The organism is Pseudomonas sp. GT1P32 (assembly GCF_054897805.1).
The window spans coordinates 2,362,613-2,383,559 of record NZ_CM142704.1; the positions used below are offsets into that span (position 1 = coordinate 2,362,613).

Below are 20,947 nucleotides of genomic sequence, written 5' to 3' on the forward strand. Positions count from 1 at the left end.
ATTACTTAGCTTGAGCTTCAACCTGCGCTTCTACGCGACGGTTTACAGCGCGGCCAGCGTCAGTTTTGTTGTCAGCAACTGGGCGGGATTCGCCGTAGCCAACAGACTGAACGCGGGACGATTCAACACCGTACTGGTTGGTCAGAACTTGCTTAACGGCGTTTGCACGACGCTCGGACAGTTTCTGGTTGTAAGCGTCAGGACCGACGTTGTCAGTGTGACCTTCAACAGTAGTGGTGGTGGATGGGTACTGCTTCATAAAGTCAGCCAGGTTCTTGATGTCGCCGTAGCTGTTGGTTTTAACAACAGATTTGTCGAAATCGAACTTAACGTCCAGCTCAACACGAACGACTTCGGCAACTGCTGGGCAGCCATCAGCGTCAACAGTTACGTTGGCTGGGGTGTCCGGGCACTTGTCAACGTTGTCGCAAACGCCATCGTTGTCGCTGTCGGAGCAGACTTCAGCTGGTGCTGGAACTGGAGCAGCTGCAGGCTTGGAGCCGCCACCGAAGTTCACACCGATACCGACGCTTGGAGCCCACTCGGTGTCACCTTGGTCGATGTTGTACTGAGCTTCAACACCGGCACGGGCGTAGAAATTGTCAGTGAAGTACAGCTTGGCACCGCCGCCAACGTTGGCGAAGGTGGAACCGTTACGACCACCGCGATCGTTCTGACCGATGCTCTGATCGGAGAAGCCAGCGGATACGTACGGACGCAGCATGTCGCCTGGGTTGTTGAAGTGGTACAGAGCGTCCAGGGCAGTGTTGGAGCCCTTGATGTTCTTGCCCGACTCGCTACGAACGTTGTGCACTTCGTCGTAGCCCAGACGCAGTTCAACGTCGTCGGTCAGGAAGTAACCAACCGAACCACCGAACAGGTTGCCGTCGTTTTTGAAATCGCGCTGGCTATCGTAATACTCTTTCTTTGCAAAGCCTTCGATTTCAACTGCGCCTTGGCCTTGTGCCAATGCGCCGAACGAAGTGGCCGCAATAAGAGAACCAATGGCCAAGCCCAAGGTGTTTTTCAGTTTCATCCGTTAAATCCCCATCTGGTGATTGTGAAGCAGTCCCGCAAACCGGGGGACAACTCGGCGGCAAGTCTATCAGAACTTGCCTACACGTAAGAGATATTTGCGCCGAACTAAGTTTCAGCAATGCCTGCAAATTTCTCACGCAATTTGTCTAGAGCGCGTTTGTAACGCATTTTTGTCGCACTCAAACCCATGTGCATGATGTCTGCGATCTCCTGAAACTCCAGCTCTGCGACAAATCGTAGCACCAGAATTTCACGGTCAATCGGGTTCACATACACTAGCCAGCGATCAAGTCCGCCCTTCTCCTCGGGTTTCGGCGCCTTCTCTTCAGACGCTTCCTCGAGGGGGTCCAGACTCAATGCGTCCATCAAGCGACGCTTTCGCCGTTCTTTCCGATACTGTGTGATGCACTCGTTGTACGTGATGCTATATAGCCATGTCTTGAACTTCGATTTACCTTCGAAGTTCTTCAAGCCATACAACACCTTCAACATCACTTCCTGACAGACATCGTCTGCATCGCGATCGTTCCCAAGATACCGCGCACAAACGTTAAATAATGTTCGTTGGTAACGCCGCATCAATTCTTCATAGGCGCGCGTTACGTGAAACAGCTCGGTATGCGAGCGCGCGACCAACTCCTCATCAGAGAGCTCGCGGGGGTCGTAGCGCGTGGTTAGCGATTGAGCTTTATTCAAAACAAGTCGGGCCGACAGTCAGGTCAATGTCCGCCGCAGCCCTTCAGGGCATTTTGCGGCGGCATACATTAGCAGGGTTTGCCGGGTTAGCGGCTACTCACATGCTGCTCCAGGAGAATCCGATTGGAGAGAGAGACTAGCTCACCCTCATCGGTCAGCAATGTGGTCTTAACCGTGCCGATCTCTTCGATCTGACCTTCGACCTCGCCAACACGCACTTGTTGCCCAACCTGATACAACTCACGCACATAGATTCCCGCAAGAATCTGGCCGGCAATTTCCCGGCTTCCCAACCCCATGGCCAGCGCTACTGCCAGACCAACGGTAATCAAAACGATCACAATCACATGGTTGAGCAGGTCAGTCTTGACCTCCAACTGGCTGATTGCGACCGAAATACTGATGATAATCACCAGGCCCTGGGCAATTCGCCCCAGCCCGGCGGCGTAATCCAGCCCTACGCCCTCTGCCGCACCTCGCACCAGCCCATTGGCCAGTTGTGCCAGCAAAACACCTACCAACAGCACCAGCGCGGCGCCAAATACTTTCGGCAAATACAGCGCAAGCATGTCCAGCGTAGCCGAAACTCGCTCAAGTCCAAGCGATTCTGCTGCGGAAACCAGAAAAATCAGCAGAACGAACCAGTAGACAATTTTGCCTATCAGCGTCGAAATCGGCACTTGAAGGCCGGCCCGGGACAGCAATTTTGTCAGACCGGTGCCGCCCATCAAGCGGTCGAGACCGAGCTTGGCGAGCAACTTGGACAGCAAAGTATCCAAAAGTTTCGCCACGACGAAACCCAACAGCAGCACGACCAGTGCGCCGAACAGGTTCGGAATGAAATTCGCAACCTTGGTCCATAACGCAGTCATTGCAGTGACGAGGCTCTGAGTCCAGAGATCAAGTTCCATATTCAATCAGCCTTATCAGCAGTGCGAACGGTAGGTTTACGGTGACGGGAAACCGGCGAGACGTGAGCCGATCCGTTGTTCAAGGCGATCATCAGCGCGGGCAACCAGCGGCCCAGCAGGCTGAACAGATCGCCGGCGCCGACCTGGCGGTTGGCGGTTTTCAGGACACGCCCAAGGCACGCATCGTCGTCGCGGGTGGACGGCGAAGCGTTCAGCATGTCACGCAAAGACTGTTCAAACGGATCGTGCATACGCACCTCTCGTGATGTCTGTGAAAGACGCGGTCAAATTTACCCGGGTCACATGGCGCATCGTCATACCCAGCGCAAACGTCGGAATAACCACCACTGCCCCAGTGCCACCGAGATCATCATCAGGCAGGCAATCAGGAAGCCATACGGGCTGGCAGAGAACGGAATACCGCCGACGTTGATACCCAAAAGACCGGTCAGAAAACTCATCGGCAAAAAGATTCCGGTGATGATCCCGAAGCGGTACATCGTGCGATTCATGCGCACGCTCAAACGCCTGTCCTCGGCCTCGAGGACCAGCCCCACACGCTCCCGGGTCAATTCCAGCTCCTCGAGATAGCGGGTCAGGCTGTTGTTCAATTCGTTCCAGTAGTCGCCGTCATCTTCGACAAACCAGGGCAGTTTTATCCGGGTCAGTTGTCCGAAAATATCCCGCTGCGGTGCCAGGAAACGTTTCAGCGCAGCAGCCCTGCGACGGATCTGCAAAATGGAGTCATGCTCGGGTGAATACCGTTCGTCGGCATCCAGTTTTTCTTCTTCCTCATCGACCACTTCCGAGAGGCAACTGACCAGATCCTGCACTTTGTTGGTGAGGTACTGGGCCATATAAAGGATGAGTTCGGAGGCGGTCTTCGGCCCCTTGCCTTCCGCGAGCTGCACCATCAACTCGTCGGTGGCGCGCAATGGACGCAGGCGCAGGGAAATAACCCGCTGTGCCGAGGCGAAGATCCGCACCGAGACCATGTCTTCCGGCTCGGCCCCAGGGTTGAGGTTGACCCCACGCAAAAATAGCAGCAGTTCGCTGTCGGAAAGCTGTAAGAGACGCGGACGGGTGTTTTCTTCCAGCAGCAGATCACAGCTGAACTCGCTCAGACCGCTGGATTTGCGCAGCCAGGTCTGGGTTTGCGGATGACTGCGATCCCAGTGCAGCCACAGGCTTTCATGGGCCTGAAGCTGCAAGTCATCGAGTTCAGTCCGGGCTATCGAACGCGCGCCGCCTTTACCATCCAGCACCAGGGCATGCACCAGCCCCCACTGCGCGTTTTCTTCCTCGAACATCCTCACCCCTTTGGTTGGTGCAACGCTTATTCAGGCATCTTCAGCGGGCTTGGCGAGATGATCACGCCATTATTGTCCGCATAGATGTATTCGCCTGGACGGAACGTCACACCGGCAAACGTCACCACAACGTTGAGATCGCCAATGCCACGTTTGTCGGTTTTCATCGGGTGACTGGCCAGGGCCTGAACGCCCAGATCAGTCTGCGCGATGACATCGACGTCGCGGATGCACCCGTAGATCACCATCCCTTCCCAACCGTTTTTAGCGGCTTTCTCGGCGATCATGTCGCCCAGCAGCGCACGACGCAGGGAACCACCACCATCGACCACCAACACCTTGCCATTACCCTTGAGTTCGGCTTGCTCCTTGACCAGCGAGTTGTCTTCGAAGCACTTGATGGTCACGATTTCGCCGCCGAAGGAATCACGGCCGCCGAAATTGCTGAACATCGGTTCCAACACCTGTACCAATTCCGGATAGGCGTCGCACAGGTCAGGCGTGATGTAATGGTTCATCGAGAAACTCCTGTAAAGAGGAAGACAATCGAGGATGTCGCAAAGTGACCAGAAAAGCTCAATGCGTCATATCTTAGCCGCAAGCCGATCAGAGCGGAATGCCCTTGATAGAGCATCGGGCTCAGACTGCCGAGGCCAAATCCGCTTTTTCACCCAGCAAAGGCGTGTGCTGATCCGACAGCCAACGCGCCACCAACGGCCAGACTTCGGCTTGAGCGGCTTTGCTGACCAACATTTCCACGTGACCGAAATTGTCGCCAAAGCCCTGCTCGCGGCCAAGGTTGATGAATTGCTTGTGCTCTGAACCGATCTGATCAAACAACTTGCGGCACGCCCACGCTGGATCCTGATGATCGCTGACGGCACTCACAGCCAACACCGGGCTCTGAACGTCAGCCAATCCGGCCCACCAATCCTTGTCGGCATCGCCAAAACGCCCGAACAGGCCATACCAGCGCATGCTTTCCAGGGCCAGACCAATCGGCTCGTCCTCCGGGCCGCGCTTGAGCCGTGAACCGGACAGTTGGGCGAAACGCTTGAGAATGAAGCGCCCACTCCACTCCACCGGCGGAATTTTCAACGGCCAATAGGTGCGGCTGACTTGCGTACCGAAAAACGCCGCAGACGCGACGACCGGCTCGCCGATATACCCGCCACCCAGCGCTGCCGCCAGGGTAATGCCACCCAGCGAGTGACCGATCCAGTGCGGAACCTGGCCGCTCTGCTCGCGCACGAACGCGCCAATGGCCGGCAGATCATAACGAGCGTAGTCGGCGACGCGGTTCTTGCGATAGTTCTGGTTGCGCTGGGACAGGCCATGGCCGCGCATTTCTGCAATCCACACATCGAATCCCAGACGCGCCAGATAGGCGCCCAGCCCCAGACCTTTAGGGGAGAACCAGAATCGCCGATTGGAAAAACTGCCGTGCAACAGAATTACCGGCACACCACCGTGCGCGGGCGCGTCCGCCATGCCCAGACGGGTCACGGCCAGCTCCACGGTGCCGTCAGGGCTGTTGCCGGGTTTCAAACGATAGACGTCTTCGCTCAGATCGCCGCGCCGCTCGGCGCTGATCAGGGCGACAGGAAATAGGTTGCTGCTGCTTTGCATAGTCTCTTGCACAAAAAAGGGCGGCATCCAGAGGAGCCCGCCCTACTTCAATCTCTTAAAACGGCCACCCCCTGTAGGAGCACAGCTTGCTGGCGATGGCGATTTTGAAGACGCCATCGCCAGCTAGCTGTGCTCCTACAGTGAGCGAGCCATTCCCACACTATTAAGCCGAAGCTTGACCTTCAGCCAGGAAGAACCAGGTTTCCAGTACGGAATCGGGGTTCAACGAAACGCTTTCGATGCCCTGCTCCATCAGCCATTTGGCCAGATCAGGGTGGTCCGAAGGGCCCTGACCGCAGATACCGATGTACTTGCCCGCCTTGTTGCACGCGGCGATTGCGTTCGCCAGCAGCTTCTTGACCGCAGGATTACGCTCGTCGAACAAGTGAGCGATGATCCCGGAGTCACGGTCCAGGCCCAGCGTCAGCTGAGTCAGGTCGTTGGAGCCGATGGAGAAACCGTCGAAGAATTCAAGGAATTCTTCCGCCAGAATCGCGTTGGACGGCAGTTCGCACATCATGATGATGCGCAGGCCGTTTTCACCACGGGCCAGACCATTTTCGGCCAGCAGGTCGATGACCTGGCTCGCTTCGCCCAGGGTACGGACGAACGGCACCATGATTTCAACGTTGGTCAGGCCCATCTCGTTGCGCACACGCTTGAGGGCGCGGCACTCGAGTTCGAAGCAGTCACGGAACGATTCGCTGATGTAACGCGAAGCGCCACGGAAGCCCAGCATCGGGTTTTCTTCTTCCGGCTCGTAGAGCTTGCCACCGATCAGGTTCGCGTATTCGTTGGACTTGAAGTCCGACAGACGCACGATGACCTTTTTCGGCGTGAACGCGGCGGCCAGGGTGCTGATGCCTTCGACCAGTTTATCGACATAGAAGCCAACCGGATCGTCGTAACCGGCGATGCGCTTGTCGACGCTGTCCTTGATGTCCTGCGGCAGGCCGTCGTAGTTCAGCAGCGCTTTGGGGTGCACACCGATCATGCGGTTGATGATGAACTCCAGACGGGCCAGGCCCACACCGGCGTTCGGCAGTTGCGCGAAGTCGAAGGCGCGGTCCGGGTTGCCGACGTTCATCATGATCTTGAACGGCAGATCAGGCATGGCATCAACGGAGTTTTTCTTGATGTCGAAGCCCAGCTCACCTTCGAAGATGTAACCGGTGTCGCCTTCCGCGCAGGAAACGGTCACGCCCTGGCCGTCTTTCAGCAGTTGGGTGGCGTTGCCGCAACCGACCACGGCCGGAATGCCCAGTTCGCGAGCGATGATCGCCGCGTGGCAGGTACGACCGCCACGGTTGGTGACGATGGCGCTGGCGCGCTTCATGACCGGTTCCCAGTCCGGGTCGGTCATGTCGGAAACCAGCACGTCGCCTGGCTGGACTTTGTCCATCTCGGACACGTCCTTGATGATCCGCACTTTGCCGGCGCCGATGCGCTGGCCGATGGCGCGACCTTCAACCAGCACGGTGCCGGTTTCTTTCAACAGGTAACGTTCCATGACGTTGGCCTGGGTACGGCTCTTCACGGTTTCAGGACGGGCCTGAACGATGTAGAGCTTGCCGTCGTCGCCGTCCTTGGCCCATTCGATGTCCATCGGGCACTGGTAGTGCTTCTCGATGATCATCGCTTGCTTGGCCAGTTCGCTGACTTCGGCGTCGCTCAGGCAGAAACGTGCGCGATCGGCCTTGTCGACGTCGATGGTCTTGACCGACTTGCCGGCCGTGGCGACTTCGCCGTAGATCATCTTGATGGCTTTGCTGCCCAGGTTGCGACGCAGGATGGCCGGACGACCGGCGGCCAGCGTGCCTTTGTGGACGTAGAACTCATCCGGGTTCACCGCGCCTTGTACGACGGTTTCACCCAGGCCGTAGGCGCCGGTGATGAACACCACGTCACGGAAGCCCGATTCGGTATCGAGGGTGAACATCACGCCGGCGGTGCCGGTTTCGGAGCGGACCATGCGCTGCACGCCAGCCGACAGGGCGACCAGCTTGTGGTCGAAGCCCTGGTGCACGCGGTAGGAGATCGCACGGTCGTTGAACAGCGAAGCGAACACCTCTTTGGCGGCGCGAATGACGTTTTCGACACCACGGATGTTCAGGAAGGTTTCCTGCTGACCGGCGAAGGAAGCGTCCGGCAGGTCTTCGGCGGTAGCGGAAGAGCGCACGGCCACGGCCATGTCAGGGTTGCCGGCCGACAGCGTGGCGAACGCGGTGCGGATCTCGGCGTTGAGCTTCTCGGGGAACTCGGCTTCCATGATCCATTGACGGATCTGGGCACCGGTCTTGGCCAGGGCGTTGACATCATCGACGTCCAGGGCGTCGAGGGCGGCGTGGATCTGATCGTTCAGGCCGCTCAGTTCCAGAAAATCACGATAAGCCTGAGCTGTCGTGGCGAAGCCACCGGGCACCGATACACCGGCACCTGCAAGGTTACTGATCATCTCGCCCAGGGATGCGTTCTTGCCCCCCACATGCTCAACATCGTGTTTGCCGAGCTTATCGAGGGAAACTACGTACTCTACCAAGGTGATCTCTCCACTAACTGTGTTGGAAAAGCTCAGAAGACGGCGCTCTAAAGGAGCATTTGCCGGCTGTATGGCCTGGACCTGGAAAATAAGTGAGAATGCGGGCCACTCGAGGCCGGCAAACCGCGCCTATCATATCCAAGATTCGTCACTAGCTTAAGGCCCAAGGTGCAAATGAAACGATCTGCTTTCTTTATCTCCGATGGCACCGGCATTACCGCCGAAACCCTGGGTCAAAGCCTCCTGGCGCAGTTCGAAAACATTACCTTCAGCAAATTCACGCGGCCGTACATCGACAACGTGGATAAAGCGCGGGCCATGGTACAACAAATCAACAAGGCCGCCGAAACCGACGGCTTCCGGCCGATCATATTCGACACCATCGTCAATCAGGACATTCGTGAGATCCTCGCGACGTCCAATGGTTTCATGATCGACATTTTCTCGACTTTCCTGGCACCGCTTGAACAGGAACTGACCGAGCATTCTTCCTACACTGTCGGCAAGTCTCACTCTATCGGTGGCAACTCCAATTACATGGAGCGTATCGAGGCGGTGAACTTCGCCCTCGACAACGACGACGGTGCGCGCACGCATTATTACGACAAGGCCGACCTGATCCTAGTGGGGGTGTCGCGTTGTGGTAAGACACCGACGTGCCTGTACATGGCGATGCAATTCGGCATCCGCGCGGCCAACTATCCGCTGACCGAAGACGACATGGAGCGCCTGACGTTGCCAAACGCCCTGCGCGCCCACCAGCACAAGTTGTTCGGACTGACCATCGACCCGGACCGCCTGACCGCGATCCGCAACGAGCGCAAGCCCAACAGCCGCTATTCGAGCTACGCGCAGTGCGAGTTTGAAGTGCGCGAAGTGGAGAACCTGTTCCGCCGCGAGAATATTGCGCACATCAACTCCACGCATTTTTCGGTGGAAGAGATTTCGGCGAAGATTCTGGTGGAGAAAGGTGTGGAGCGGCGGTTCAAGTAGATTTGTAGCGCCCTTCAGGCCGCCTTCGCGGGCAAGCCTCGCTCCTACAGGGTTCGCGGACATCCTGTAGGAGCGAGGCTTGCCCGCGAAGAACGATCACACGGTCTCTGTTATTGCTCCGACCAACGCTTCAAACCCTCGAGTCAACAATCCATCATCCCCCGCCGAATTACACACACTCGCCCGAATGAACTGCGGCACCGCCCCATGCCCGACCGCAAACGCCTCGGCGGTGGCGACCAGGTAATTGTTTTCCTTCAGCTCCGCCGCAATCTGCGACGCCCGCCACGGCTCGGGCACTTCGATCCAGAAGTGCGGGCTGTCGGGATGGGTTTTGTACGCCACGCCCTCCAACACCCCACTGACCAACGCCTTGCGCCGGCCGATCTCGATAATCTGTTGAGCCAGCAACTGCGCCGCACTACCGTTTTCGATCCAAAGGCTCGCCACCTCCAGCGCCAACGGACTGGCCATCCAGCACGTTCCGCGTACCGCCGCGCTCAAGCGCCCGATCAACGGTTGCGGCGCATGCAGATAACCGACGCGCAAGCCCGCCGAAACCGCTTTGCTCAGGCTGCCGATCAACACAGAGCGCTCCGGGGCGAAATAACTCAAGGGTAACGGTCGCTGCCGAGCCAACACCGCGTGGGCTTCATCCTCAAAGATCAGCAGATTGTGCTGCCGACAGACCTCGGCAATCGCCTCACGCCGTGGGACAGACATCACCGCCGCCGTAGGATTCTGGATCGTCGGTGTGCAGTACAGCGCCGACACACGATGGTTGCGGCAAACGTCTTCCAGCGCATCCGGCATCAGCCCTTCGTCATCTATCGCGACGCCGATCAGTTTGATCCCAAGCATGCGTGCAACGCTGATCAGCCCCGGGTAAGTCAGGTGTTCCGTGACCACGGTATCGCCCGCCTTGAGCAACCCCATCAAGGCACACAACAGACCGTGCTGGCCGCCGTTCACGCAGACGACCTGCTCGGCGTCCGGCACAAATTGCAGGTGCCGCAACCAGTGCGCGCCCGCCGCACGATGGCGTAGCGATCCGGCATCGGCGGTGTAGCCGCTGATGCTCTGCAAGGCATCGGGATCGAGCGCCAACGCCTGCAAACTCTGGCTTAAAAGCAGTGCTTCCTGCCCCGGAATCGGTTGATTACGGCTCATGTCGAAACATACCTGCGGCTCTTCGCTGACATTGCGAAAACCAGCATCGCGCTGACGTTCCATCCCACGCTGACGCACGTAAGTGCCATCTCCTACGCGAGCGACCACCCTTCCTACGCGTTCGAGTTCGCCGTAAGCACGGCTGACGGTGCCGATGGTCACGCCGAGGCTGTCGGCCAACAGCCGATGCGGCGGCAGTTTGCAGCCGGGCTCGATCACGCCTTCCACGATCGCTTTTTCCACGGCGTCCGCCAGGCGCTTGTACTTCACGCCCAGTCCGTTGACGAGCCCGTCGCGCAGGATTGACACCATGGCAATACTTACTTTGACACTCATTTCAGTCCCGAATAGCGTGCTTTAAACAGGTTCAATCAGGGATAGACCTTTTGCAGATGCAGGTCAATTCCGACAACAAAAAAGGAACTCGATCATGTCCATCGCTCTCAGCGTGAATTCAAGCACTGGAAAACCCTGGTTAGCCGCGCTGATCACCAGCGTCCTGTTTCTGATCGTGTGCCTGAGCTGGGGAACGACATGGCTCGGGATCAAGATTGCGGTTGAAACGGTGCCACCGCTGACGGCCGCCGGGCTGCGGTTCCTGATCGCCTTTCCGTTGTTCCTTGCTTTCGCCCTCATCCGTCGTGAACCGTTGATGTTCCCCAAGGAAAGCCGCTGGTTTTTCCTGTTCGTGACGCTGTCGTATTTCAGCCTGCCGTATTACTTGCTCAACTACGGCGAGATGCATGTTTCGTCCGGGCTCACGGCCCTGCTGTTCAGTTGCATGCCGGTGTTCATCCTGGTGTTTTCCGCGCTGTTTCTGCGGGAAAAAATCTACCCGTCACAAGTGCTCGGCATTGCCATCGGCTTCGGCAGCCTGTTCATGATTATTCGCAGCCAGGGATTGCATCTGGACCACGCCGAACTGTTCGGCGTGCTGGCGATTCTCTGCGCGGCAGTGATGCATGCGTTGTGTTACGTGGTGACCAAGAAACACGGCTCGGCGATCAGCGTGATTACCTACAACACGCTGCCGATCGGCATCGCCGGTCTGATGCTGTTTGTTGCGGGACTGAATGTTGAAGCACCGGTGTTCGCGGCCATCAGCGTGCGCTCGTGGAGCGCCCTGCTCTACCTCGGACTGGTGGCGTCGGTGGGTGGGTTTATCGTTTATTTTTTGCTGCTCAAACGACTGAGCCCGATCATCTTGTCGTTTGTGTTCATCATCTTTCCGGTGTTCGCGGTGATCATCGGCGCGTGGTACGAGGGGCAAAGCCTTTCGCGAGAGCTAATGATGTATTCGGCGATCCTGCTGACCGGGTTTGCGATCACAAAATTACCGCTGGAGAAATGGCTGACACGGACCCTGTAGGAGCCAGGCTTGCCGGCGAAGGCGTATTCAAGGACGCCTTCGCCGGCAAGCCTGGCTCCTACAAGGGGTTCCGTCAGATTACGAACAAGTCCATGAAGCGGTTCACCGGTGTGGCTTCAAGCGCTGCCTGATCCTTGCACAAGGCAAAAATCTCGGCACTGCGCTGGGCGGTGAAGCGTGTCGCCAGATTGGCTTTGAACTTGTCTTCCAGCAACGGAATGCCGTCGGTGCGGCGCCGGCGATGGCCGATCGGGTATTCCACCACCACGTTCTCGGTGCTGGAGCCGTCCTTGAAAAACACCTGAATCGCATTGGCGATCGAGCGTTTGTCAGCCTCCAGGTATTCGCGGGTGAAGCGCGGGTCTTCGACGATGACCATTTTCTCGCGCAGCACATCGATGATCGGGTGCGCCGCGTGGAACTCGTCTTCGTATTGCTCGGCCACCAGATTGCCGAACGCCAGCGGCACCGCGGCCATGTATTGGAGGCAATGATCGCGGTCCGCCGCATTGGCCAGCGGGCCGACCTTGGAGATGATGCGGATCGCCGACTCGTGGGTGGTGATGACGATTTTGTCGATGTCGTGCAGGCGATTCCGGATTTGCGGGTGCAAGGTGACGGCGGCTTCGCAGGCGGTTTGTGCGTGGAATTCGGCCGGGAAGCTGATCTTGAACAGCACGTTTTCCATCACGTAACTGCCGTACGAGCGGGAGAAACTGAACACACGTTTGCCTTCAGGCTTGAGCGCCAGGTCGTTGTTGCTGTGACTGAACAATACGTCGTAGAAGCCCCACTGTTTGGCGGTCAATACGCCGGGGATGCCCATCTCGCCACGCATCGCGATGTCGGCCAGACGCACGCCCCGGCTGGAGGCGTCGCCCGCCGCCCAGGATTTACGTGACCCGGCATTCGGCGCATGCCGATAGGTGCGCAACGCCTGACCATCGGCGAAAGCATGGGACAACGCCGACAGCAGCTGCTCGCGATTGGCGCCCATGAGTTTGGCGGTGACGGCGGTCGAGGCGACTTTCACCAGGATGACGTGGTCGAGGCCTACGCGGTTGAAGGAGTTTTCCAGCGCAATCACGCCTTGAATCTCGTGGGCCATGATCATCGCTTCGAGTACGGCGCGAACGGTCAGCGGCGCATCGCCATTGGCCAGGCGCTTCTGCGACAGGTGATCGGCCACCGCGAGAATCCCCCCGAGGTTATCGGATGGATGTCCCCATTCGGCGGCGAGCCAGGTGTCGTTGTAGTCGAGCCAGCGCACGATGCAGCCGATGTCCCAGGCCGCTTTGACCGGGTCGAGACGGAAGCTGGTGCCCGGCACGCGAGCGCCGAACGGGACGACGGTGCCCTCGACGATCGGGCCAAGGTGCTTGGTGCATTCGGGGAAGCGCAAGGCCAGGAGGCCGCAGCCCAAAGTGTCCATCAGGCAGTTACGGGCGGTGTCGAGGGCTTCTCTGGATTCGATCTTGAAGTTGAGGACGTAGTCGGCAATGTCCTGCAGGACCGTGTCGTAGTCGGGGCGGTTGTTCAGGTCGACGTTGGTGCTCATGTTCGATTCACTCGTGAAGTGGTTCGTTGATGGGACCTCGGTTCAGGTAAATCAAAGCCGGTAACTGCTCTCTTATTCTGAAATGCAATCAACTGTAGGAGCCGGCTTGCCGGCGATAGCGGTGGGTCAGCGATACATGTATCGCCTGAAAGGACGCCATCGCCGGCAAGCCGGCTCCTACAGGGGTTGGTGTCGGGTTAGAAGGCGTCGCCAGGTATGCGCACGAAGCCTTCCATCAGCACCCGAGCACTGCGGCTCATGATGGCTTTCTTGACAGTCCACTCGCCGTTCACCTGGCTGGCTTCAGCACCCACACGCAAAGTGCCGGACGGATGACCGAAGCGTACGGCGTTGCGTTCGATGCCCCCCGCAGCAAGGTTGACCAGGGTGCCGGAAATCGCCGCCGCCGTGCCGATGGCCACCGCTGCGGTGCCCATCATGGCGTGGTGCAACTTGCCCATCGACAACGCGCGCACCAACAAGTCGACGTCACCCGCAGCAATCGCTTTACCGCTGGAGGACACGTACGCCGCAGGCTTGGCAACGAAGGCCACCTTCGGCGTGTGCTGACGCTTGGCCGCTTCGTCCAGCGACTTGATCAGCCCCATGCGCAACGCGCCATACGCACGAATGGTCTCGAACATCGCCAGCGCTTTCGGATCACCGTTGATGGCGCCCTGCAACTCGGTGCCGGTGTAACCGATGTCTTCGGCATTGACGAAGATGGTCGGAATGCCGGCATTGATCATGGTCGCCTTAAAGGTCCCGACGCCGGGCACTTCGAGGTCATCCACCAGGTTGCCGGTAGGAAACATCGAACCACCGCCGCCCTCTTCTTCTGCCGCCGGGTCCATGAATTCGACCTGTACTTCGGCCGCCGGAAAGGTCACGCCATCGAGTTCAAAATCACCGGTTTCCTGCACTTCGCCGTTGGTGATCGGCACGTGGGCGATGATGGTCTTGCCGATATTGGCCTGCCACACGCGCACCACCGCCACACCGTTGTGCGGAATGCGGCTGGCATCGACCAGACCGTTGCTGATGGCGAACGAACCGACCGCTGCGGACAGGTTGCCGCAGTTACCGCTCCAGTCGACGAAAGGCTTGTCGATGGAGACTTGGCCGAACAGGTAATCGACGTCGTGATCAGCCTTGATGCTTTTCGACAGGATCACGGTTTTGCTGGTGCTGGAGGTCGCGCCGCCCATGCCGTCGATTTGCTTGTCGTACGGGTCGGGACTGCCGATCACCCGTAGCAACAAGGCATCGCGCGCCGGGCCTGGAACCTGCGCCGCTTCGGGCAAGTCTTTCAGGCTGAAAAACACGCCTTTGCTGGTGCCGCCACGCATGTAGGTGGCGGGGATTTTGATTTGAGGTGCGTGAGCCATTGGTGCTCCTTCAAAGCGGACACGGAATTTGAAACTCCGTGCCCGCACAGCGTGTTTTAGACGGCGACGGCCGATTCTTCGAGGAAGTCCTGGGCGAAGCGTTGCAGCACGCCACCCGCCTCATAAATCGACACTTCTTCGGCGGTGTCGAGTCGGCAGGTGACCGGCACTTCGACGCGCTCACCGTTCTTGCGATTGATCACCAGCGTCAGCTCGGCGCGCGGGGTGCGCTCGCCGATCACGTCGTAGGTTTCGCTGCCGTCGATGGCCAGGGTGTGACGATTGGTGCCCGGTTTGAACTCCAGCGGCAACACGCCCATGCCCACCAGGTTGGTGCGGTGGATGCGCTCGAAACCTTCGGCGGCAATCGCCTCTACACCGGCCAGACGCACGCCTTTGGCCGCCCAGTCGCGGGACGAACCCTGACCGTAGTCGGCGCCGGCAATGATGATCAGCGGCTGCTTGCGTTCCATGTAGGTTTCGATGGCTTCCCACATGCGCATGACCTGGCCTTCCGGCTCGACGCGGGCCAGCGAGCCCTGCTTGACCTTGCCGTTTTCCTGGACCATTTCGTTGAACAGTTTCGGGTTGGCGAAGGTGGCGCGTTGCGCGGTCAGGTGGTCACCGCGGTGCGTCGCGTAGGAGTTGAAGTCCTCTTCCGGCAGGCCCATTTTCGCCAGGTATTCGCCGGCGGCGCTGTCGAGCATGATCGCGTTCGACGGCGACAGGTGATCGGTGGTGATGTTGTCCGGCAGCACTGCCAGCGGGCGCATGCCCTTGAGCGGACGCGCACCGGCCAGCGCACCTTCCCAGTACGGCGGACGGCGGATGTAGGTGCTCATCTCGCGCCAGTCGTACAGCGGCGTCACTTTCGGGCCGGTGTCTTCGTGGATGGCGAACATCGGGATGTAGACCTGACGGAACTGCTCTGGCTTCACCGACGCTTTCACCACCGCATCGATTTCTTCATCGCTCGGCCAGATGTCTTTCAGGCGGATTTCCTTGCCGTTCGCATCCAGGCCCAACACATCTTTTTCGATGTCGAAACGGATGGTGCCGGCGATGGCGTAAGCGACCACCAACGGCGGCGAAGCGAGGAACGCTTGCTTGGCGTACGGGTGAATCCGGCCATCGAAGTTGCGGTTGCCGGAGAGTACGGCCGTGGCGTACAGGTCGCGGTCGATGATCTCTTGCTGGATCACCGGATCGAGCGCACCGGACATGCCATTGCAGGTGGTGCAAGCGAAAGCCACGACGCCGAAACCGAGTTGTTCCAGTTCGTCAGTCAGGCCCGCTTCATCGAGGTACAAGGCTACGGTTTTCGAGCCCGGCGCCAGGGACGATTTGACCCACGGTTTGCGGGTCAACCCGAGTTTGTTCGCATTGCGCGCCAGCAGGCCGGCAGCAATCACGTTGCGCGGGTTGCTGGTGTTGGTGCAGCTGGTGATGGCGGCGATGATCACCGCGCCGTCCGGCATCTGGCCCGGCACGTCGTCCCACTGGCCGGAGATACCTTGCGCGGCCAGATCCGAGGTCGCGACGCGAGCGTGCGGGTTGCTCGGGCCGGCCATGTTGCGCACCACCGAGGACAGGTTGAAGGTCAAGCCGCGCTCATATTCCGCGCCCTTCAGGCTGTCGGCCCACAGGCCCGTGGTCTTGGCGTAGTTCTCGACCAACTGCACCTGCTCGTCTTCGCGGCCGGTGAGCTTGAGGTAGTCGATGGTCTGCTGGTCGATGTAGAACATCGCCGCCGTGGCGCCGTATTCCGGGGCCATGTTGGAAATAGTTGCGCGGTCGCCGAGGGTCAGCGCGGAAGCGCCTTCGCCGAAGAACTCCAGCCATGCGCCGACAACTTTTTGCTTGCGCAGGAACTCGGTCAGCGCCAGTACCATGTCGGTGGCGGTGATGCCTGGTTGCAGCTTGCCGGTCAGTTCAACGCCGACGCTTTCCGGCAGACGCATCCACGATGCGCGGCCGAGCATGACGCTTTCCGCTTCGAGGCCACCGACGCCGATGGCGATCACGCCCAGCGCATCGACGTGCGGGGTGTGGCTGTCGGTGCCGACGCAGGTGTCAGGGAACGCCACGCCGTCGCGCACCTGGATCACCGGCGACATTTTCTCCAGGTTGATCTGGTGCATGATCCCGTTGCCCGGTGGGATCACGTCAACGTTCTTGAAGGCCTTCTTGGTCCAGTTGATGAAGTGGAAACGGTCTTCGTTGCGACGGTCTTCGATGGCGCGGTTCTTCTCGAACGCCTGTGGATCGAAGCCACCGCGCTCGACGGCCAGCGAGTGATCGACGATCAGTTGCGTCGGCACCACCGGGTTCACTTGCGCCGGGTCGCCACCTTGCAGGGCGATAGCGTCACGCAGGCCAGCGAGGTCGACCAATGCGGTCTGGCCGAGGATGTCGTGGCACACCACACGGGCTGGAAACCATGGGAAATCGAGGTCGCGTTTGCGCTCGATGAATTGCTTCAGGGATTCGGTGAGCGTGGCCGGGTCGCAGCGACGCACCAGGTTTTCCGCCAGCACGCGGGAGGTGTACGGCAGAGTGTCGTAGGCGCCGGGCTGGATGGCTTCGACTGCCGCACGGACGTCGAAAAAATCCAGATGGCTGCCGGGCAGCGGTTTACGGAATTCAGTGTTCATCGTCAGGACTCGGTCACGGTAATAACAATAAGGCGGGGCCACTGCTGCTGAAGTGAACACAATCCTGTAGGAGCGAAGCTTGCTCGCGAAAGCGGTCTGTCAGTCGACATCAATGTTGAATGTCAATGCGTCTTCGCGAGCAAGCTTCGCTCCTACAGGGGGCTTGGTTCATTCAGTACCATCGCCCCCACCATTCAGCGTTGTTCGATTGGCACGAACTTGCGCTGTTCGACGCCGGTGTACTCGGCGCTCGGGCGGATGATGCGGTTGTTGGCACGCTGTTCGAACACATGCGCCGCCCAGCCGGTCAGGCGCGAGCAAACGAAAATCGGCGTGAACAACTTGGTCGGGATGCCCATGAAGTGGTACGTCGACGCATGGTAGAAGTCGGCGTTGGGGAACAGTTTCTTCTGCTCCCACATGGTCTTGTCGATGGCTTCGGAAACCGGGAACAAGACGGTATCACCCACCTCTTCAGCGAGCTTCTTCGACCACCCCTTGATCACCTCGTTGCGCGGATCGTTGTCCTTATAGATCGCGTGGCCGAAGCCCATGATCTTGTCCTTGCGCTCAAGCATGCCGAGGGTGCCTTTGATCGCCTCTTCCGGCGATTTGAAGCGCTCGATCATTTCCATCGCCGCTTCGTTGGCGCCGCCGTGCAGCGGACCGCGCAGGGAACCGATGGCGGCGGTGATGCAGGAGAACAGGTCGGACAAGGTCGATGCACAGACCCGAGCAGTGAAGGTCGAAGCGTTGAATTCGTGTTCCGCGTAGAGGATCAGCGAAACGTTCATCACTTTGACGTGCAGCTCGCTCGGTTTCTTGTCGTGCAGCAAGTGCAGGAAGTGGCCGCCGATGGAGGGCTCGTCGCTCACGCAACTGATGCGTTTGCCGTCATGGCTGAAGCGATACCAGTAGCACATGATCGCCGGGAACGCGGCCAGCAGGCGGTCGGTTTTGTCGTGCTGCTCGGAGAAGTCTTTCTCCGGTTCGATGTTGCCCAGGAACGAGCAACCGGTGCGCATCACGTCCATCGGGTGGGCGTCGGCGGGGATGCGTTCCAGCACTTCTTTCAGCGCTTGCGGCAGGTCGCGCAGCTTGCCGAGTTTGCTCACGTAAGCGGCGAGTTGCGCCTGGGTAGGCAGTTCGCCGTACAGCAGCAGGTAGGCCACTTCTTCGAATTGGGCGTCAGCCGCCAGTTCGCGAACGTCGTAACCGCGATAGGTCAGGCCTGCGCCCGACTGGCCCACGGTGGACAGTGCGGTTTGCCCGGCAACCTGGCCACGGAGCCCGGCGCCACTGAGTACTTTTGCTTCGGCCATTGCTGTCTCCAGTTTTTGAATTTGTTAGGGAAACTTGTGGGGGCGAAGCTTGCTCGCGAAAGCGGTGCCTCAGACGACATTGATTTTGAATGTCAGTCCGTCTTCGCGAGCAAGCTTCGCTCCTACAGGGCTTTCATTACTTTTTAGCAGCGAACAACGCATCGAGCTTCTGCTCGAACGTGTGGTAGTCGATGCGATCGTAAAGCTCCATGCGCGTCTGCATGGTGTCGATCACGTTCTGTTGCGTGCCGTCGCGGCGGATCGCGGTGTAGACATTTTCTGCGGCCTTGTTCATGGCGCGGAACGCGGACAATGGGTATAGCACCAGCGACACATCGGCACCGGCCAACTGCTCGGTGGTGTACAGCGGTGTCGCGCCGAATTCGGTGATGTTGGCCAGGATCGGTGCTTTCACACGGCTGGCGAACAGCTTGTACATCTCCAGTTCGGTGATGGCTTCCGGGAAGATCATGTCGGCGCCGGCCTCGATGCACGCCGCAGCGCGATCCAGTGCGGATTCCAGACCTTCAACGGCCAGGGCGTCGGTGCGCGCCATGATGACGAAGCTGTCATCGGTGCGCGCATCAACCGCCGCCTTGATGCGGTCGACCATTTCCTGCTGCGAAACGATTTCTTTATTAGGACGGTGACCGCAGCGCTTGGCGCCAACCTGGTCTTCGATGTGAATCGCCGCCGCGCCGAACTTGATCATCGACTTAACGGTACGGGCGACGTTGAACGCCGAGGAACCGAAACCGGTGTCCACGTCGACCAGCAACGGCAGGTCGCAGACGTCGGTGATACGGCGTACGTCGGTCAGCACGTCGTCCAGGCCGGTGATGCCCAGGTCCGGCACACCCAGGGAGCCGGCAGCGACGCCGCCGCCCGACAGGTAAATAGCCTTGAAACCGGCGCGCTTGGCCAGCAACGCGTGGTTGGCGTTGATCGCGCCGACCACTTGCAGCGGATGTTCGCTGGCGACCGCATCGCGGAAACGCTGGCCTGGAGTGCTCTTGTTGGAACTCATGACTCACCTCGTTCAGTGGCTGTCGGGTTAGCGCCGTCCTGGTAGTGACGGGCGATATTGCGTTTGGAGGCGCCGATGTGACGGCGCATCAACAACTCGGCCAGTTCACCGTCACGGTCGGCGATGGCATCGAGAATCCGGTGGTGCTCGGCAAAGGCCTGACGCGGGCGATTGGGCGTGGTGGAAAACTGGATGCGGTACATGCGCACCAGTTGATAAAGCTCGCCGCAGAGCATCTGCGTCAGGGTGCGGTTGCCGCTGCCCTGGATGATTCGGTAGTGGAAGTCGAAATCGCCTTCCTGCTGGTAGTAGCCGACACCGGCCTGAAACGCGGCGTCGCGCTCATGGGTTTCGAGGACCCGGCGCAGTTCGTCGATTTCTTCGACGGTCATGCGTTCGGCGGCCAGGCGACAGGCCATGCCTTCGAGGGATTCGCGGATTTCGTAGAGTTCCAGCAACTCGGCATGGCTCAGGGAAACCACTCGTGCGCCGACGTGCGGCACTCGAACCAGCAGGCGCTGGCCTTCCAGACGGTGGATTGCTTCGCGCAACGGGCCGCGGCTGATGCCGTAGGTGCGCGCCAGTTCCGGTTCGGAGATCTTGCTGCCCGGGGCGATCTCGCCCTTGACGATGGCCGCCTGAATGCGCCGGAAGACGTTCTCGGAAAGTGTTTCCGAATCGTCTTGGGCTATGACCGGGGGATCGAGTTGATCCAGCATATTGTCGACACCTTGAAAGCTGATGCGGCAAAAACTAGCGAATACGGGGATATTAGTCAAAGGATAAATAGGTATTGTCGACAATCGTCTAATAACCTATCTGTTCCTTGTAGGAGCGAAGCTTGCTCGCGAAGGCTGTGTGTCAGGCGGTCGGTTTTTTGAGGGTGTACATATCCGTTGCTGCGGTCACGGCGGCTATTGGTTCCGCTCTTACAGCGGGTCACTTGGAAAAGCGCCAAGTAACCAAGCGCTCTTGCCCCTTTCGTTCGGTGCCTCGCCTAGGCTCGGCATGCCCTCGCTCCGGTCCTGCTCCGTGGGCCCGCCGCCATCGGCCATCCATGGCCGGGGGCGGCTAACCCGGCATCCATGCCGGGTTGCCCACTGCGCAGAACCTCCACTCGGCCTCTCGAGGGGGCGTGCACCGCAAGATCAAAAGCAAAGGCGAGCTAACGCTCGGCCTGATGAGTGGTGGAAATCAAAAGCGTACGCGATTCCCTGTAGGAGCCGGCTTGCTGGCGATGGGCGTCAACGATAACGCGGGCTGTCTGAATGAACGCGTTGTCCGGTCGTTTTTCGCGGGCAAGCCTCGCTCCTACAGGGAATCGCGTACGCTTTTGCTTCTCA

General features: G+C 59.2%; 17 protein-coding genes. 2 read left to right on the plus strand and 15 right to left on the minus strand.

Annotated elements, in window-relative coordinates; all coding sequences use genetic code 11:
• Nucleotide 1: 1 nt before the first annotated feature.
• The 8 genes from ACYZUC_RS10755 to ppsA all read right to left on the minus strand — a co-directional run bounded on the left by ACYZUC_RS10755 (nucleotide 2) and on the right by ppsA (nucleotide 8,123).
• Entirely contained in the window at nucleotides 2–1,036 is a 1,035-nt protein-coding gene (locus ACYZUC_RS10755; RefSeq protein ID WP_008027405.1) for an OmpA family protein, read from the minus strand.
• A gap of 107 nt (nucleotides 1,037–1,143) precedes the next feature.
• Nucleotides 1,144–1,734, minus strand: coding sequence for an RNA polymerase sigma factor SigX (sigX, locus tag ACYZUC_RS10760; RefSeq protein WP_461995607.1), 591 nt, complete (start codon nucleotides 1,732–1,734; stop codon nucleotides 1,144–1,146).
• Between the two features lie 86 nt (nucleotides 1,735–1,820).
• Entirely contained in the window at nucleotides 1,821–2,645 is an 825-nt protein-coding gene (locus ACYZUC_RS10765) for a mechanosensitive ion channel family protein (RefSeq protein WP_008027407.1), read from the minus strand.
• A gap of 2 nt (nucleotides 2,646–2,647) precedes the next feature.
• The gene (locus ACYZUC_RS10770; RefSeq protein ID WP_007944521.1) at nucleotides 2,648–2,896 is read right to left on the minus strand and encodes a hypothetical protein; all 249 of its coding nucleotides are present in this window, start codon (nucleotides 2,894–2,896) and stop codon (nucleotides 2,648–2,650) included.
• Between the two features lie 63 nt (nucleotides 2,897–2,959).
• Complete coding sequence (locus tag ACYZUC_RS10775; protein WP_461995609.1) at nucleotides 2,960–3,955, minus strand: zinc transporter ZntB; 996 nt, start codon at nucleotides 3,953–3,955, stop codon at nucleotides 2,960–2,962.
• Nucleotides 3,956–3,981: 26 nt separating this feature from the next.
• Nucleotides 3,982–4,473, minus strand: a complete 492-nt coding sequence (gene rraA, locus ACYZUC_RS10780) for a ribonuclease E activity regulator RraA (RefSeq protein WP_461995611.1) — start codon at nucleotides 4,471–4,473, stop codon at nucleotides 3,982–3,984.
• 121 nt (nucleotides 4,474–4,594) lie between these two features.
• Nucleotides 4,595–5,584 carry an alpha/beta fold hydrolase gene (locus ACYZUC_RS10785; protein ID WP_032832384.1) on the minus strand — a complete coding sequence of 330 codons (990 nt, stop codon included), beginning with the start codon at nucleotides 5,582–5,584 and terminating at the stop codon, nucleotides 4,595–4,597.
• 163 nt (nucleotides 5,585–5,747) lie between these two features.
• Nucleotides 5,748–8,123, minus strand: a complete 2,376-nt coding sequence (gene ppsA, locus ACYZUC_RS10790; protein ID WP_461995613.1) for a phosphoenolpyruvate synthase — start codon at nucleotides 8,121–8,123, stop codon at nucleotides 5,748–5,750.
• Nucleotides 8,124–8,297: 174 nt separating this feature from the next.
• Here ppsA and ppsR point away from each other — a divergent pair, with 174 nt between their 5' ends.
• Entirely contained in the window at nucleotides 8,298–9,116 is an 819-nt protein-coding gene (gene ppsR / locus ACYZUC_RS10795; protein ID WP_008027418.1) for a posphoenolpyruvate synthetase regulatory kinase/phosphorylase PpsR, read from the plus strand.
• Between the two features lie 96 nt (nucleotides 9,117–9,212).
• Here ppsR and ACYZUC_RS10800 read toward each other — a convergent pair whose 3' ends face one another.
• The gene (locus tag ACYZUC_RS10800) at nucleotides 9,213–10,622 is read right to left on the minus strand and encodes an aminotransferase-like domain-containing protein (protein ID WP_461995615.1); all 1,410 of its coding nucleotides are present in this window, start codon (nucleotides 10,620–10,622) and stop codon (nucleotides 9,213–9,215) included.
• A 94-nt stretch (nucleotides 10,623–10,716) separates the two neighbouring features.
• Here ACYZUC_RS10800 and ACYZUC_RS10805 point away from each other — a divergent pair, with 94 nt between their 5' ends.
• Nucleotides 10,717–11,655 (plus strand): DMT family transporter, encoded by a 939-nt coding sequence (locus ACYZUC_RS10805; RefSeq protein WP_461995616.1) that lies wholly within the window; start codon nucleotides 10,717–10,719, stop codon nucleotides 11,653–11,655.
• Between the two features lie 73 nt (nucleotides 11,656–11,728).
• Here ACYZUC_RS10805 and prpD read toward each other — a convergent pair whose 3' ends face one another.
• From prpD to ACYZUC_RS10835, 6 genes are all read right to left on the minus strand, one after another.
• Nucleotides 11,729–13,213 carry a 2-methylcitrate dehydratase gene (gene prpD, locus ACYZUC_RS10810; protein WP_461995618.1) on the minus strand — a complete coding sequence of 495 codons (1,485 nt, stop codon included), beginning with the start codon at nucleotides 13,211–13,213 and terminating at the stop codon, nucleotides 11,729–11,731.
• A gap of 197 nt (nucleotides 13,214–13,410) precedes the next feature.
• On the minus strand, nucleotides 13,411–14,601 hold the full coding sequence (prpF, locus tag ACYZUC_RS10815; protein WP_461995620.1) for a 2-methylaconitate cis-trans isomerase PrpF: 1,191 nt from the start codon (nucleotides 14,599–14,601) through the stop codon (nucleotides 13,411–13,413).
• Between the two features lie 56 nt (nucleotides 14,602–14,657).
• Nucleotides 14,658–17,255 carry a Fe/S-dependent 2-methylisocitrate dehydratase AcnD gene (gene acnD, locus ACYZUC_RS10820; RefSeq protein ID WP_461995622.1) on the minus strand — a complete coding sequence of 866 codons (2,598 nt, stop codon included), beginning with the start codon at nucleotides 17,253–17,255 and terminating at the stop codon, nucleotides 14,658–14,660.
• Nucleotides 17,256–17,449: 194 nt separating this feature from the next.
• Nucleotides 17,450–18,577, minus strand: a complete 1,128-nt coding sequence (gene prpC / locus ACYZUC_RS10825; protein WP_008027431.1) for a bifunctional 2-methylcitrate synthase/citrate synthase — start codon at nucleotides 18,575–18,577, stop codon at nucleotides 17,450–17,452.
• A 136-nt stretch (nucleotides 18,578–18,713) separates the two neighbouring features.
• Nucleotides 18,714–19,604, minus strand: coding sequence for a methylisocitrate lyase (gene prpB / locus ACYZUC_RS10830; RefSeq protein ID WP_008027432.1), 891 nt, complete (start codon nucleotides 19,602–19,604; stop codon nucleotides 18,714–18,716).
• A complete protein-coding gene (locus tag ACYZUC_RS10835; protein WP_177318157.1) occupies nucleotides 19,601–20,320 on the minus strand; it encodes a GntR family transcriptional regulator in 720 nt (239 codons plus the stop codon). Before ACYZUC_RS10835 ends, prpB begins: the two co-directional genes overlap by 4 nt.
• Nucleotides 20,321–20,947 lie beyond the last annotated feature (627 nt).

Coding starts and splice junctions, on each gene's coding strand:
- ACYZUC_RS10755 (WP_008027405.1), bottom strand. CDS start 1,036: ATGAAACTGAAAAACACCTTGGGCTTGGCCATTGGTTCTCTTATTGCG.
- ACYZUC_RS10765 (WP_008027407.1), bottom strand. CDS start 2,645: ATGGAACTTGATCTCTGGACTCAGAGCCTCGTCACTGCAATGACTGCG.
- ACYZUC_RS10770 (WP_007944521.1), bottom strand. CDS start 2,896: ATGCACGATCCGTTTGAACAGTCTTTGCGTGACATGCTGAACGCTTCG.
- ACYZUC_RS10775 (WP_461995609.1), bottom strand. CDS start 3,955: ATGTTCGAGGAAGAAAACGCGCAGTGGGGGCTGGTGCATGCCCTGGTG.
- rraA (WP_461995611.1), bottom strand. CDS start 4,473: ATGAACCATTACATCACGCCTGACCTGTGCGACGCCTATCCGGAATTG.
- ACYZUC_RS10785 (WP_032832384.1), bottom strand. CDS start 5,584: ATGCAAAGCAGCAGCAACCTATTTCCTGTCGCCCTGATCAGCGCCGAG.
- ppsR (WP_008027418.1), top strand. CDS start 8,298: ATGAAACGATCTGCTTTCTTTATCTCCGATGGCACCGGCATTACCGCC.
- ACYZUC_RS10800 (WP_461995615.1), bottom strand. CDS start 10,622: ATGAGTGTCAAAGTAAGTATTGCCATGGTGTCAATCCTGCGCGACGGG.
- ACYZUC_RS10805 (WP_461995616.1), top strand. CDS start 10,717: ATGTCCATCGCTCTCAGCGTGAATTCAAGCACTGGAAAACCCTGGTTA.
- prpD (WP_461995618.1), bottom strand. CDS start 13,213: ATGAGCACCAACGTCGACCTGAACAACCGCCCCGACTACGACACGGTC.
- prpF (WP_461995620.1), bottom strand. CDS start 14,601: ATGGCTCACGCACCTCAAATCAAAATCCCCGCCACCTACATGCGTGGC.
- acnD (WP_461995622.1), bottom strand. CDS start 17,255: ATGAACACTGAATTCCGTAAACCGCTGCCCGGCAGCCATCTGGATTTT.
- prpC (WP_008027431.1), bottom strand. CDS start 18,577: ATGGCCGAAGCAAAAGTACTCAGTGGCGCCGGGCTCCGTGGCCAGGTT.
- prpB (WP_008027432.1), bottom strand. CDS start 19,604: ATGAGTTCCAACAAGAGCACTCCAGGCCAGCGTTTCCGCGATGCGGTC.